Here is a 14,506-nt window from a genome sequence, read left to right on the forward strand (position 1 = left end):
TCCCCGAACATTCCCCGATTCCTCCCCGAACGTCACAGGAAGCACAACGCGAAACAGTTAGGATTGGGCGTATGAGTGGATTTCTTGCGCGTTGGTTGGTGCTGGCGATCGCGGCCGGCGTGGTCGTGACGATTCTGCCGGGGTTCCGGGCCGTGGGCGAGCCCGCGATTCTTGGCGTGGCGGCCTTCTCCCTGTTCCTGGCCCTCATCAACGCCTCGATCAAACCGATTGTGCAATTGCTGGCGTTGCCGTTCACGATCCTGAGCTTCGGCGTGCTCTATCTGATCATCAACTGGCTGTTCATGGAGCTGGCGAGCTGGCTGGCCCTGAGCCTATTCGACGTCGGCGTCGTTATCGACGGCTTCCTGTGGTCCGTGCTCGGCTCGCTCATCATGTCCATCGTCTCCGCTCTCCTCGGCGGCGTGGTGCGCAACTGACGAACGGAACATACAAACGTGAGGTCCCCGCAACGCAATTCGTTGCGGGGACCTCACGTTGAATCGCACTTTGCATCATGTCGATTGGAGCGCGTCAGCGCGCTCAACAAGCCAGGTCTTCATAACTGCCTGACGGCTAATGCCGATGCGGCTCGCCTCGCGGTCGAGCGTGTTGACCAGCCACTCAGGCAACTGCACGCTCATGGCGCGAAGCTTCTCTCGATTGGGACGATGCGCAGTGCTCATGTCGAGGTATTGGGTGATGTCCTCCTCACCGTCATCGAATATCCTGTCGAATTCCTCAGCAGTCGTGGCTTTCATAAAGCTGCACCTCCTTGTCTCGTGCCCGTCTGACAGATATGATTCTGGTTTTCTCACCTCTCGGCGTCCAGACTGCGGTCCAATGCTTGCCACGCATGACACCAATGGACAGCCACCGTTCCTCGTCTGGGAATATGGCCTTGACACTGAACAAGTCAGGATCGTTCCACAGTTCCTGAGCCTGCTCGAAGTCGATGCCATGCTTGGCGAGGTTCTTCGCGCTTTTCTCTGGATCGTACTCGAATTCCATCGGCAGCGCCTCCGTTCATACCTATTACATATCAATATAATATGGATTCAATATATGTACAAATAACCTTGTAGAAACCAGGCTTCAGGATAACCCACTGGTGTCCACAGGCTGATTGCGAGCAGTAAAATTCGGGAACGGTGATTTATCCGCTGTCGGATATTGGTTGAGTTGGAAGGGCGAGGTTCATGGCGAAGCGCAGTCAATGGCCGCATGATGGCTTCCCCGCTTTTGGCGGATTGAACCTGTTTAGGGAGGATATGCGGCCGCGAAAAGGCGAGCATATCGCGAAACCATTCACGATGCGCGGCATATGCCGGCGTCTGGCTGTGACGGGCTTGTTATCCGTGGCGGATTTGCTGGCCCAAGCCGCTTGGGTGGTGCGCAGTCGCAATGTCGGCTGGGATCCGTGGTGGTTGGGCGTGCTCGGCGTGGAATCAGGTCGTTTTGATGCATTGGGATTGCTTGCGTCCATTGTCGCCCTATCCGCCGCAGTGGGACTGGCTTTCCTGTTCGCGGGCCTGTTTCTTTCGCATATCCGCTGGATATTCCTCACGGGGTTGGCGATGGTCGTCGCCGGAATCTCCCGCATGCTGGGAACAGGATTGGGGCGCACCATCCTATACGCCCAGATCGTGAGCGGCCGAACCACCAATGATGGGTTCACCGACTGGTATACGGATATCTCCCGGCTTTCCGAATCGGACACCATCTATGGCGCGTGGCCGGCCGCGGTCATGGGCGTGGTATTCGCCGTGATGGCGTTGGTCCTTGCGCTGCGTCCCAAGGCCGAAGACGCCAAGCCTTCCACGTCTGCCTTTGCCCTGGAAGTCGCGACGGCGGTGGGTTTGGCTGGTTTCGTGCTGACCGAGTCGGAAATCGCGCCCACGCAGCTTATTCTCGTCGGCATCGCACTGCTGATTGGGTTCGCCGTTCTGCCAAGCGAGGTGGGCTGCGCCCGCGCGCTTGCACAACGTGGCATAGACGCAAAATGGCAATGGCATGCAGCCGGACTCATCTGGCTGGAGGCGTTGCTCGCATTCACCGTGGTCATGGTTGCCATAGCCGAAATCTAGGCCCCAGAACGCGAGAACCCCGCGTCCCTTGCGGGAGCGGGGTTCGAGCGGTATGTCCTTGATTCAGATGAATTAAGTGGTGAGAGTACGGATCAGCGGGCGTAGAACTCGACGACGTACTGGATGTTGACCTGCACCGGGACCTCGGAGGGCTCGGGCTTGCGGGTCAGGGTGGCCTTCAGGGAGGCGAGGTTCACATCGAGATAGCCCGGAACCGGCGGCAGCACGTCGCGGTGCACACCTTCGGCGGCGATCTGGAACGGAACGGTGGTCTGGCTCTTGGCCTTCACCTGGATGGTCTGGCCGGGCTTGACGCGGTAGGACGGGCGGTCCACGATGTTGCCGTCCACGAGGATGTGACGGTGCACCACGAACTGGCGGGCCTGGGCGGTCGTGCGGGCGAAGCCGGCGCGCAGCACCAGGTTGTCGAGGCGGACCTCGAGGTCCTGCAGCATGGCGTTGCCGGTCTGGCCGGGAACGTGGGTGGCCTTCTCGTAGGCAGAGCGCAGCTGCTTCTCGGAGATGCCGTACTGGGCGCGCAGACGCTGCTTCTCGCGCAGACGCACCGCGTAATCGGACTCGGTGCGACGGCGGTCGTGGCCGTGCTCACCGGGAGCATACGGGCGCTTCTCGAAGATGCGCTGGGCCTTGGGGGTCAGGGCGATGCCGAGGGCGCGGGAAAGGCGCACCTGACGGCGAGCACGCTGAACGTTAGTCATTGTGTTCTCTTTTCTGTCGTTGTCTGAACGGAACGCTTTTGGTGTCGCGGATGCGACGCCGAGCGCTGAGCCGGGCCTCTCCGACGCTGAACAACCGCGTTATGCGGCCGCCGATCCGCCGACGGGCTAAGGCTCCAGACGATGCACGCCGGTCGGCGCACACCAAATATGGAATAGTACATGAGGTGCGGGACACGGGGTTGTCTTCGGAGGCGCCGATCGAATACTCGTCAGAGTTTTCAATAAGGATGGCTCCGTCGTCGAACAACCCACAGGGCTGTCCTCCTCCTCGCGCGGCGCCGATTAGTGAAAAACTCTTTCAGAGTTTTTCGATCGGCGCCACACGCAGCATCAACCGTTTGACGCCGTCGGTGCCGAAGTCGACGGTGATGACGGAGTTGCGGCCTTTGTCCTGCGTGTCGACGACGGTGCCGAGGCCGTAGCGGTCGTGGGTCACCTTGTCTCCAATCGAGAAGTCGGCGATATTGAGCTTGTTGTCCTTGTCGAGCGACGACGCCGACTGCGAACCACCGGATTTGGGCGTCACATGGCGCGTCGTCACCTTGCCGCCGCGGGTCGAGGATCCGGAGCCATATCGGGAGCCGGAACCATACGAGGAACCCGAGCCGGAGCCGTATCGTGAGCCGGAGGAACGACCCGAACCGTAGGACGAGCCGGACCGGGAGCCCGACGAACCACGCGAACCGGAGCCATAGGAGGAGCCACGCGAACCGAACGACGATCCGGAACCATACGAGGAATCGGAATCGTATGACGAACGCGAACCATATGAGCCCGACCCATAGGAGGAACGCGAACCATACGACGAGCCGCCGCGCGAACCATATCCCGACCCATACGACGAACCCGAGCCCCCGAACGTGGCACCGGAGCCGAAATCGTCGTCCCAGCCGCCGAAGTCATCATCAAAGGCATCCGAGCCACCAGCTCCCCAGCCGGTGCGCATGCGCTCGACGCCGGCCTCGCGGCGCTTCCAATCGATCAGATTGTCGGGGATCTCGTCGAGGAACTGGCTGGGCAGCATCTCGTTGGACTGCCCCCACTGGGCGCGCACGGCGGCGCGCGTCACATAGAGCCGCTGCTTGGCGCGCGTGATGCCGACGTAAGCCAGCCGTCGCTCCTCCTCCATCTCCGAAAGGTCCTCAAGCGAACGCGAATGCGGGAAGGTGCCCTGCTCGAGGCCCGTGAGGAACACGACCGGATATTCCAATCCCTTGGCCGTGTGCAGGGTCATCAGCGTGACCTTGCCCGTGTCCTCCTCCTCGCCGGGCAGCTGGTCGGAGTCGGCGACCAGCGCCGTGGTCTCGAGGAAGCCACCGAGCGTCGCGTCGGGCGTGTTCTGCTCGTATTCGGCGGCAACCGATTGCAGCTGCGAAAGGTTCTCGACACGCGAGGCATCCTGCGGGTCCTCGGAGCGTTGCAATTCCTCCAGCAGGCCGGATTTCGACAGCACCTCGGCGACGATTTCGCTGGGACGCGCGTCGTGTTCGAGCGCGAAGGTATGCAGGCCGTAGAGCAGGTCGCGGAAGGCCTTGAGCTGGTTCATGGTGCGGGTGGGCGCCTCGAGCCGCTCGGCGTTGACGATGCCGGTCCAAAAGGCCGAGCCGTTCGCCTCCGCGTAGCCGGCGATCAGGGCCTCGGCTCGCGCGCCGAGCCCACGCTTGGGCACATTGAGGATGCGGCGCATGTTCACGTCGTCGGTCGGGTTGACGATTGCCTGCAGATAGGCCATCGCGTCCTTGATCTCGCGCCGTTCGTAGAAGCGCGTGCCGCCGACGAGCTGATACGGCTCCCCCGCGTTGATCAGCCCTTCCTCAAGCGAGCGGGACTGCGCGTTGGCGCGATACATGACGGCCATATCCGAGTATCGGATGCCTTCCTCGGCATGCAGACGCGCGATTTCGCCGGCGATCCAGGCCGCCTCCTGCTGCGCGTTGTCGGCGGCGTATCCGACGATCGGCTCGCCCTTGCCCAGGGCCGTCCACAGCTTCTTGGGCTTGCGCCCCTGGTTGTTCTTGATGACGGCATTGGCCGCGTCGAGGATCGTCTGCGTAGAGCGATAGTTCTGCTCGAGCATGATCGTCTTCGCATCCGGGAAATCCTTCTCGAAGTCCTGGATGTTGCGGATGTCGGCGCCACGGAAGGCGTAGATCGATTGATCCGAATCACCCACGACGGTGATCCACGCGGGACCCTGACGCCCGGCGGCAGCGGCGGTGGGAATGGTCTCCTCCCCCGCATCGATGCCGGCGAGCTCGCGCACGAGCACATATTGCGCGTGGTTGGTGTCCTGATACTCGTCGACGAGAATATAGCGGAACTTATGCCGATAGTATTCGGCCACCTCGGGATGGTCGCGCAGCAATTCGACGGTGCGCACGATGAGGTCGTCGAAGTCGACGGCGTTGGCCATGGCGAGCCGGTGTTCGTATTCGGCGTAGACGACGGCATGGAGCTCCTCGACGTTGCCGACGCGGCCGAGCTGGTAGCCGCGCTGGCCGGGCCTGTAGTCGGGGGCGTATTGCGCCAGCTGCGTCTTCGCCGAAACGAGCGCGTTCTTGAAATCGGAGATCGCGCCGAGGATGGAACGCGGCGTATATCGTTTGACGTCGAAGTTGAGGTCGGCGGCGATGAGTTTGATCAATCGTTCGCAATCGGCGGTGTCGTAGATCGTGAAGCCGGATTTGAGACCGATGGCCTTGCCGTCGCGCCTGAGGATGCGCACGCAGGCCGAGTGGAAGGTCGACACCCACATGCGCTGGGCGACCGGACCGATCAGCGCGCCGAGGCGTTCGCGCATCTCGGCGGCGGCCTTGTTGGTGAAGGTGATGGCCAGAATCTGGCTGGGCCACGCGCCGAACTGGCTCAGTATCCACGCGATGCGACGGGTGAGCACGCGCGTCTTGCCACTGCCGGCGCCCGCGCCGATCAACAGGGCCGGCCCGCGATATTGGACTGCCTCGGACTGCTGCGGGTTCAGGTCGCCGACGAGTTCTTCGGCGGAGCGGGCGATGAGATCCGGATCCTGTTGCACGGCTGTCCCTTCGGGTGTGTCGGATATGGACTTTTTTGCGGGCGCGGGGCCTTTTGGTCGGCACAGTATCCCTCCACGCCGTGCCTATGTCTATCACATGGCTCGCACATGGACGGCCGGCGAAGGCCGGCGACGGCCGATTGCGCCGATCATGGCCGTTGACCCCGGGCGACGCGCCGTGGCTCAGCTGGCTCAGCGCCGCGACTCGGCGACCTTCTGGGCGGCCAACCATCCGCCGATCGCGTCGCGGATGGTGTTCGCGTAGACGTCCGCTCCGCTTCCGTCGGGATGGATGCCGTCGGCGGCAAGCATCTCGGGATGCGTGGATATTGCTGCGTTCCAGTCGGCGAGGATCGCATTGCCGGGGTGCGCGCCCACGTAGTCCACGGCGGCCTGGTTCGCCGTGGGAATCCACGAGCGGTCGCCATGCCCGGTGACCAGGACCAGCACATGATCGGGGCCCACTGCCTGCGCGATGGCGTCGAAATCACCGGTCGTCGCCGCGCTGTTGGTGTTGAGCGAGATCACAACGAAGCGCCGCAGCGCGTTCTGCCCTGCGAGCTGGCCGACGATGCCGGGTGCCACCTTGAGCGAACGCGACACCTTCGCGTCGATGATGGCCTTGGGCATAATCCGCTGGATGGCGGGCGTGGCGCCGACGGTCACCGAATCCCCGATGACGGTGACGTCCCCGCCGTCAAGCGTGCGCATGATCTCGGCCTGTGCCTTGGCGCGCGCCTTGGCATCCTCCTCGGCGCGACGCTTGGCCTCGGCCGCGGCCTGCGCATCGGCGGCGCGCTTGTCCGCCTGTTCGTCGAGCGTACCCTGGTTGCGTTCCAGCATGGTCTGCACGTGCGATTGCGCGGGAGCGACCTGCCATGCGTGCGCAAAACCGACGGCCAGCACGACGACGAGGGCCGAGGTGAGGATGATGCGCACCCATGGACGCTGCTCGGCGGGATGGTTCTCGGCGACGGGATGGGATGTCTCATCGGTGTGGTGCTGCGCTTCACCTTGCGTGACTTGCGTGCTCTGCGCGCGCAGTCGATCCGACAGACCCGCCATCGGACGCTCTACGACATGCCAGGATACGGCGGCCATTAGCAGCGTCGAGACCAAGGTGAGCGTCCATATCAGCCATATGCCGCTTCCCCGCCACGCCGGCAGCAGTGTCTGGAACAGCAGGAACAGCGGCCAATGCCATAGGTATATCCCATAGGAATACCGTCCCAGCAGCTCCAACGGGCGCCAGGAGAACAATGATTCCATCCACGATCCCCGGGCGATGGAACCGGCAACCAGCACGACCGAGCATATGGCGCCCAAGGCCAGCCCGCCGCGGAAGGCGGAGGCGTCCTGGTCCAAGTGGATGGCGAGCGCCATCAAAGCGCAGAGCGCGACGGTGGCCGCCCATGGGGCGATACGGGCGATGAACGCCGCGGAGGGCATTGTGGAGACGGATGCAAGACCGTCTGCGGCGGGCACGGACGCGGGCATCGCCGGGCTCACTGGCATATCGGCGGTTCCCGACACGGCGGCGGTATCGACAGGCGCATTGGATGCGTTGGATGCGGCGCGACGTCGATCACGTTCGGACAGCCACCATGCCAACGACAATCCCAACAGCAGCGCGAAGCAATGGGTATCGGTGCCGTAATAGACGCGCGTCGGATCGGCGTCTGGCTTGAAGAGCACCGCCATTGCTGAGGCGGAGGTGATGGCCAGCAGCAATGGTGCGGCGGGCTGGAAACGGGTGGGAAGGAACCGGCGCACGGCAAGCACGAGGAGCGGAAGCGCCAGCGTCATCTGGGCCAATAATGCGACGAACCACAGGTGACGCAGCAACTGGGGCGAGGTGGAGGCGAAATAGCTGCCGCCGACGGCGATCTCATGCCAGTTCGTCGTGAAGGTCAGTGCGGCGACGGCCTTGCCTCGGATTTGGACAATGGTCTCGGGGTCGATCAGCGCGCCCAAGGAGACGACGGACAGCGTCATGAAGGCCAGCGCGGGCCACAAGCGGGCCAGACGACGCAGGTAGAAGCGTCCGAGGGACAGGCGTCCGTTGCGGTCGAGCTCCCGCAGCAGCCCCGTGCCCAGCAGGAATCCGGAGACGACGAAGAAGGTCTCCACGCCCACGAAGCCGCCCGGCAGCGAGCGCATGGAGAGGTGATACCAGATGATCGACAGCAATGCCAGACCCTTGATGCCATCCATGCACGCGTACCGCATGTCTGCCTCGTTTCTCTGTTTTTCGCCCTCGTCTCGCACATCATAGGAGAACGGCATACTCCGAGTGCGGACCAACACTGGGTTCCATCCCCTTTGGGGAGCATCCGGCATATGGACACGGGTGAACCGAGGACGGCGGCGGACGCGCATCAAGGTCATCCGACGCGCGTAGGCTGGGGTGCCATCCCCACCTCCACCACTGACGAAAGGACCCCAAGGTGGCCATGCAAGAACTCGAGGACCGGATCCGCCGCGAAGGCACCGTGAAGACGGCCGATGTGCTCAAGGTCGATGCCTTCCTCAACCACCAGTGCGATGTGGCACTGTTCGACCGGATGGGCGCGGCTTGGGCGGAGCATTTCGCCGGCAAGCAGATCGACAAGATCCTCACCATCGAGGCCTCCGGCATCGGCATCGCCTGCCTGGCGGCGCGTCATTTCAGCGATGTGCCGGTGGTGTTCGCCAAGAAGGCGCAGTCGATCAACCTCGACGGCGACCAGTATTCGACGACCGTCTACTCGTTCACCAAGCAGAAGGAATTCCCGGTCATCGTCTCGAAGAAGTTCCTCAACGAGGGCGACCATGTGCTGCTCCTTGACGATTTCCTGGCCAACGGCAAGGCGCTGCGCGGACTCATCGACCTGTGCAACGCCGCCGGCGCGGTGATCGAAGGCATCGGCATCGCCGTCGAGAAGGGCTTCCAGCCGGGCGGCGACTCGCTGCGCGCGGAGGGATATGACGTCGATTCGCTGGCCATCGTCGAATCGATGAACCCCGAGACCGGCGAGATCGAGTTCCGGGCGTAGGGCGTTTTTGCCCCCCCCTGATGGGCTGAGCCGCAAAGCAAACGCCGGAGGCGTTTGTAGGTGAAGGCGAACGACAGTGAGCAGTGCGGATTTTATGCTCCCTCTGATGAGGAAGCTGGCCGAGCATAGCGAGGGCTGAGGGAGAGACAACGGGTAGCGCGCCTGCCAATCTCTCCCTCCGTCAGCCTTCGGCTGCCACCTCCCTCGTCAGAGGGAGGAAATATTGAGAGAAGGAAATATATGGAGAAAAAACAACGCAACAGCATTTCGATGGAGGCGCTGACCTCGCTGGACGCGCCGGTGTCGTTCTGGAAGGGCATTCCGTTCGGATTGCAGCACGTGATGGCGATGTTCGTGGCGAACCTCGCCCCGATTTTCATCGTGGCCTCGGCCGCGAAGATGACCCCGGAGCAGTCGGCCGCCGTCATCCAATCCGGTCTGCTGGTGGCAGGCCTGGGCACCTGCCTGCAGCTCTATGGCGCGTGGCGCATCGGTTCGCGCCTGCCGATGGTAACGGGCATCTCCTTCACCTATGTCGCGGCCGCCGTGGCGATCTGCGCCGACAAGGGATACGGCGCAGTCGTCGGCGCCGTGCTCATCGGCGGCCTGCTTGAGCTGGTGCTCGGCCTGACCGCGAAATACTGGCGTCGTTTCGTGCCGCCAATCGTCTCGGCCATCGTCGTCACCTCGATCGGCTTCTCCCTGCTCAATGTGGGCGCCACCTCCTTCGGCGGCGGCGACGGCGCGAAGGACTTCGGCTCCTGGCAGAACCTCACGCTGGGCCTGATTTCGCTGGTCGCCTGCCTGGCGTTCCAGCTGCTCATGAAGGGCACGTTGAAGCAGCTGTCGGTGCTCTTCGGTCTGGTCGTCGGCTATGTGGCGGCGATCTGCTTCGGCAAGGTCGATTTCTCGGGCTTCTCCGATCTGGCGATTGTCTCCGTGCCGCAGTTCATGCCGTTCAAGCCCGAATTCGACTGGGGCGCGATTATCTCCATCGGTCTGCTCTATGTGGTCTCCTCGGTCGAGGTGCTCGGCGACACGGCCGCCCTGACCAAGGTGGGCTTGAACCGTCTGCCCACCGAAAAGGAGACCGCAGGCGCCATCGCGGGCGACGGCCTGATCTCCACGGTGTCGGGCGCCTTCGGCTGCCTGCCGCTGACCTCCTTCGCGCAGAACATCGGCCTGGTGGCCATGACCAAGGTCGTCAACCGCAAGGTGATCCTCTCCGGCGGTCTGATCCTGGTCCTCGCGTCGTTCGTGCCGGCCATCGCCGAGGTGTTCAACTCGCTGCCCCAGGCCGTGCTCGGCGGCTGCACGATCATGATGTTCGGCAACATCATCCTCTCCGGCTTCCAAATGATCGCCGAAGCTGGCTTCTCGCAGCGCAACATCACCATCGCCGCGCTGTCGCTGACCATCGGCATCGGTTTCACGCAGGTGAGCGACATCTTCGTGCACTTCCCCGCCTTGTTCCAGCAGATCTTCGCCTCGAACTGCATCGCCGTCGCCTTCGTGGTCGCCGTGATTCTCAACGCCGTCCTGCCCGGCGAGGAGCACTTCCTCAGCGCCCCGCAGGCCACGGAAAAGGCATGACCAATCCTGCGTGCGTTCAGCGGACAGTCTGAACGTACGCAAGCGAAACCACGAGCACCATCTGTCCCAAAGGCACACGAAGCGCGCCCATCCAAGGCAAGCGTCTCCCCACGGTGCCGTTATCTCCACGGTGACGTTAACCCCACGGTGATGCAATCGGCAAAACGTTGGTATAAAGCCAAAACTACGATTACCGCACGGTGGGGTTAACAGCACGGTGGAGTTTGCATCACCGTGGAGATGGGTGTGCCCTTTATCGAGGATGACGGAACAAGAACGAGGGCTCCCGAACAGCGGCAATGTTGTTCGGGAGCCCTTTTGCGTATGTGGGGCGGCTGGCCTATGGGGCGGTTGACCTACTACTCGCCTTCGCCTGATGCGTTGCCGCCTTCGTCTGCGTCGCCGGCATCGGCACCATCGTCGGCGTCAGTGGAGGTCTTGAGCACGTATCGTCCGCCTTCAGTGGCGCAGTCCTTGCAGGCGCGGGTCTTCGCGTTGTCGGCGAAGGCCTCCCTGATCGTGCCGGAGTAGATCTCGGCCGAGCGCTTCAGATGCGGGCAGTCGGGGTTGAAGTGATACACATCGCCCGAGGCGGTCCAATACACCTTGCCGTTGTCGGCGAGCTGCGCGGCGGCGATTTCGGCCTGGTCGTAGGCCTCGGAGGTGGTGGGCGTCCAGTTGGCCCCGCCGAATCCCGCGGCCAGCAGCGCGACGGCGGCGACGATCGTGCACACGGTCTTCGACTTCTTGTCGAGGTTCTTGTTGGCGAGCATAAGCACGATGATCGGCGCGAAGGCGATGACCGCGATGATGACGCCGAGCTCGGTCTGCACCCAATAGGCGAATTTGTTCTTCTCCGAGGCGGGGTCGAGATGGTTGGCGCGGTTCCAGATCAGCGAGCCGGCGAGCACCAGCGCGCAATCGATCACGAGCAGGATGATGATCCACCACATGCGCTCGAGGCCGGGGAAATTCAGGGTCCCGTTCATCTCGAGGATGGCGACGATCTCGGTGGCCAGACCGGCCAGCCACAGCACGACCGCCCCGATGCGCAGCGGCATGGCGGCGGCGCGATGCTCGGCATGCGACTTGTCGAGGTCGACGCCGGCCGTGGTGTGGGCCTTGACGTCGGTGGTCTGGCGGCCGGTGGACCAATCAATGAACCTGCGCTCGGACGGATCGGACACCCGCTTCAAGGTGTGTTTCGTGGAGGATGCGCCGGACTTGGCCTTCGTGGTTTTGCCGGTGCCGCTGTTCTTCTCGCTCATGATTGCCTCTCCCTTGCGTCGGTGCATGGCTGGGGTGATTATAGGGGCGCGGAGAGGCCACGGCTCACGCAGAAGGCCCCGAACGGTACCGGAAAACGGTAGGACGGTCTTGTCTATCGCAGACGCATCAGGTGAGGAGACATGGGGTCGGCCAGTAGATGCGTCATGCCACGCGCAGTGACGCAAGGCGCGCGACCTCGTCAAGGAAGCGGCGCACGGCGGGCGTGGGATCGAGCGGATGCAGCAGGCCGTAGGGCATGGCGAAATCCCAGTCGACGGGCACATTGACCAAGCCGGGATGCACGCCCTCCCAGATGGGTTTGGAGACCAGCAGATCGCCGCATTCGGCGCATTCGTTGAATGTGGACAGTTCGTAGGCGTCGATGTCCACGATGTCGATGCCGCCATGCGACTCCAATGCATCGTGCACACCGTCGATGCCGCCGCGGCCACGGCGGATGACTCGCACACGCTGGCCCTCGAGGTCGCATAGCGTCAAACGGTTCCTGCCGGAGAGAGGATTGGACCGGGGCACGGCCATGCATTCCCGCTGTTCTCCGATGGCCAGCGTGCCGCAGATGTCGGCCCACCATTCGGGCATGAAGGCGCAGGCGAGCACATCGACCTGCTCGCCCAGATGGTATGCCGTGCGTTCGAAGGTGGCGAAGTCGTCGGGCAACGGCACCAGTTCGAGGCGGATGCCGGAATGCTCCGAACCCGCGCGCTGCCACAGGTCGAGGATCATACGCGCCGACCGCAGCACGGAGACACCCATGCGCACCGGTTCGGAACCGTCGGTTTCATTCATGACGGCGCGGGCACGGCGCAGCGCGGCATCGCATTGACGCACGATGGCGCGCGCGTCCTCCGCCAGGGCCATTCCCGCGCGGGTCGGTTGCACGCCGGATCGGGAACGTTCGAACAGCATCAGATGATGCTCCCGCTCGAAGGCATTGACCTGCTTGACCAATGCGGGGGTGGAGATATGCAGTCGCTCGGAGGCTTTGCCGAAGCTGCCGAGCTCAACGGCGGCGAGGATGGCGTCGAGCCGACGGTCATACATGGGTTCCTCCCTTAGATTCGTTCCAGCCGTCAACCCTTGGTTCATGCCGTGTCAACTAGATTGACTCATAAACCGGTGGTAAACGAATTTCACCCATCATACCATTGCACACGTAGCCCTTGAACGTCATCGCATTAACTTTAGGAGTATACATGTTTGGCAAACAGTCCTCATCCGCACCGCTCGACATGCTCGAGGGCAAGCTGTTCGCCAATGTGCTGCGCTTTGCCCTTCCGGTCGCGGCCACAGGCGTGCTGGAGCAGTTGTTCAACGCGACGGGCGTGGCCATCGTCGGCAATTTCTCCGGCGCGGACGGCACGCGCGATGTGGCGGCGGTGGGCGCCAACAGTTTCATCGTCATGCTGGTGATCAGTTTCTTCATCGGCGTGGCGCTGGGGGCGAATGTGGTCATCGCCAATGCCATCGGCAGGGGAAGCATGGACGGCGCGCGATCGGCGACCCATACGGCGATCGTCATGGCGCTCGCGGGTGGCGCGGCCTTCCTCGCCATCGGACAGCTATGTGCGGCGCCGATCCTGCGCCTGCTCGCCGTGCCATCCGACGTGATGCCGTTCGCACTGCTGTATCTGCGCATCTATCTGATCGGACTGCCGGTCATCCTGCTCTATAATTTCGAGGCGGCGATCTTCCGCGCTTCGGGCGACACCCGCACTCCGCTCAAGGCACTGGCATTGGCCGGTCTGCTCAATGTGGCGATCGGACTGGCGCTGACGGCGGGCCTGCATATGGGCGTGGCGGGCGTGGCGATCGGAACCGTCGCGGCCAACGCCTTCAGCTCGCTGACCCTGCTGCGCCGCCTGACCCGTCTCGACGCCGACGCGCCGATCCACGTCGATCTGCGCGCGCTGCGCTTCGACGCGATGTCGGCGCGTGCCATCCTGCGGATCGGCCTGCCCGCCGGACTGCAGGGCGCGGTCTTCGCCTTCGCGAACGTCATCATCCAAGGCGCGATCAACACGCTGGGCACGACGGTGATCGCCGCGTCCAGCGCCGCCTTCAACATCGAATCGCTGGCCTATCAGGTGTTCAACTCGTTCTCGCAGGCATGCGCCACCTTCACCGGGCAGAACTCCGGCGCGAAGAAATACGCCCGATGCCGCCGCGTGCTGGGCGTGTGCTACCTGGAGGATCTGATCGCCACCGGTTCGGCGATCGCGCTCGTGCTCGCGGCGGGACATCTGCTGCTGGGGTTGTTCGTCCGCGATCCCGAAGCCGTCAGACTCGGCTACGATCGGCTTCTCTTGGTGTTCGTCGGCTATATCTTCTCGATGACCTATGACGTGGTGTCCGGATATCTGCGTGGATTCGGCATATCGCTGGCACCGGCCCTGCTCACGGTGATCGGCGTGTGCGGCGTGCGCATCGGATGGATCGCCTTCGTCTTCCCCAAGCATCGCGACTTCCTGACGATCATGATGGTCTATCCGATCAGCCTGGCCGTCACCGCGGCGTTGCTGCTTGCCGTTCTGGCCGTCTGCCGGCCGGCCTGGCGCGCCCTCCATGGCAAACGTGGCACTCGCCCCAAACTGCGCACCCCACAATCTTACATAAACCATAGGTTTATATAAACACAACCAAAAGAAGATGTGACACGATGGAAGACGCCGCAAATCAACAATACGATGAGGTAGCTGTAAACCATCAGTCTCTTTTGTGCTAACCAATGGA

Annotated in this window: 12 protein-coding genes; 5 read left to right on the forward strand and 7 right to left on the reverse strand. The window is 63.1% G+C overall.

Annotation, left to right across the window (positions count from 1 at the left end; translation table 11 throughout):
• The first annotated feature begins 71 nt into the window (after window positions 1-71).
• Window positions 72-437, forward strand: a complete 366-nt coding sequence (locus tag AC1AUD_RS06050) for a phage holin family protein (protein ID WP_476573064.1) — start codon at window positions 72-74, stop codon at window positions 435-437.
• Between the two features lie 75 nt (window positions 438-512).
• Here the strand turns inward: AC1AUD_RS06050 and brnA are convergent, their stop codons facing one another.
• The gene (gene brnA / locus AC1AUD_RS06055; RefSeq protein WP_476573066.1) at window positions 513-758 is read right to left on the reverse strand and encodes a type II toxin-antitoxin system BrnA family antitoxin; all 246 of its coding nucleotides are present in this window, start codon (window positions 756-758) and stop codon (window positions 513-515) included.
• A complete protein-coding gene (locus AC1AUD_RS06060) occupies window positions 739-1,008 on the reverse strand; it encodes a BrnT family toxin (RefSeq protein WP_476573067.1) in 270 nt (89 codons plus the stop codon). Before AC1AUD_RS06060 ends, brnA begins: the two co-directional genes overlap by 20 nt.
• A gap of 188 nt (window positions 1,009-1,196) precedes the next feature.
• On the opposite strand from AC1AUD_RS06060, the gene AC1AUD_RS06065 reads away from it, so the two are divergent.
• Window positions 1,197-2,084 carry a hypothetical protein gene (locus AC1AUD_RS06065; RefSeq protein ID WP_476573069.1) on the forward strand — a complete coding sequence of 296 codons (888 nt, stop codon included), beginning with the start codon at window positions 1,197-1,199 and terminating at the stop codon, window positions 2,082-2,084.
• Between the two features lie 92 nt (window positions 2,085-2,176).
• On the opposite strand, the gene rpsD is transcribed toward AC1AUD_RS06065, so the two are convergent.
• The 3 genes from rpsD to AC1AUD_RS06080 form a co-directional block, all read right to left on the reverse strand.
• Complete coding sequence (rpsD, locus tag AC1AUD_RS06070; RefSeq protein WP_476573071.1) at window positions 2,177-2,803, reverse strand: 30S ribosomal protein S4; 627 nt, start codon at window positions 2,801-2,803, stop codon at window positions 2,177-2,179.
• Between the two features lie 319 nt (window positions 2,804-3,122).
• Window positions 3,123-5,858 carry an ATP-dependent helicase gene (locus tag AC1AUD_RS06075; protein ID WP_476573073.1) on the reverse strand — a complete coding sequence of 912 codons (2,736 nt, stop codon included), beginning with the start codon at window positions 5,856-5,858 and terminating at the stop codon, window positions 3,123-3,125.
• 192 nt (window positions 5,859-6,050) lie between these two features.
• Window positions 6,051-8,072, reverse strand: coding sequence for an acyltransferase family protein (locus tag AC1AUD_RS06080; protein WP_476573075.1), 2,022 nt, complete (start codon window positions 8,070-8,072; stop codon window positions 6,051-6,053).
• A gap of 239 nt (window positions 8,073-8,311) precedes the next feature.
• On the opposite strand from AC1AUD_RS06080, the gene AC1AUD_RS06085 reads away from it, so the two are divergent.
• Window positions 8,312-8,893, forward strand: coding sequence for a xanthine phosphoribosyltransferase (locus tag AC1AUD_RS06085; protein WP_476573077.1), 582 nt, complete (start codon window positions 8,312-8,314; stop codon window positions 8,891-8,893).
• A gap of 240 nt (window positions 8,894-9,133) precedes the next feature.
• Window positions 9,134-10,486 (forward strand): nucleobase:cation symporter-2 family protein, encoded by a 1,353-nt coding sequence (locus tag AC1AUD_RS06090; RefSeq protein WP_476573079.1) that lies wholly within the window; start codon window positions 9,134-9,136, stop codon window positions 10,484-10,486.
• A gap of 359 nt (window positions 10,487-10,845) precedes the next feature.
• On the opposite strand, the gene AC1AUD_RS06095 is transcribed toward AC1AUD_RS06090, so the two are convergent.
• The gene (locus AC1AUD_RS06095) at window positions 10,846-11,754 is read right to left on the reverse strand and encodes a hypothetical protein (RefSeq protein ID WP_476573081.1); all 909 of its coding nucleotides are present in this window, start codon (window positions 11,752-11,754) and stop codon (window positions 10,846-10,848) included.
• A gap of 163 nt (window positions 11,755-11,917) precedes the next feature.
• A complete protein-coding gene (locus AC1AUD_RS06100) occupies window positions 11,918-12,817 on the reverse strand; it encodes a LysR family transcriptional regulator (protein ID WP_476573083.1) in 900 nt (299 codons plus the stop codon).
• A 152-nt stretch (window positions 12,818-12,969) separates the two neighbouring features.
• Between AC1AUD_RS06100 and AC1AUD_RS06105 the strand changes: the two genes are divergently transcribed.
• Entirely contained in the window at window positions 12,970-14,406 is a 1,437-nt protein-coding gene (locus AC1AUD_RS06105) for an MATE family efflux transporter (RefSeq protein WP_476573085.1), read from the forward strand.
• Window positions 14,407-14,506: the final 100 nt, after the last annotated feature.

The sequence above is a fragment of the Bifidobacterium sp. LH_730 genome (assembly GCF_056355835.1).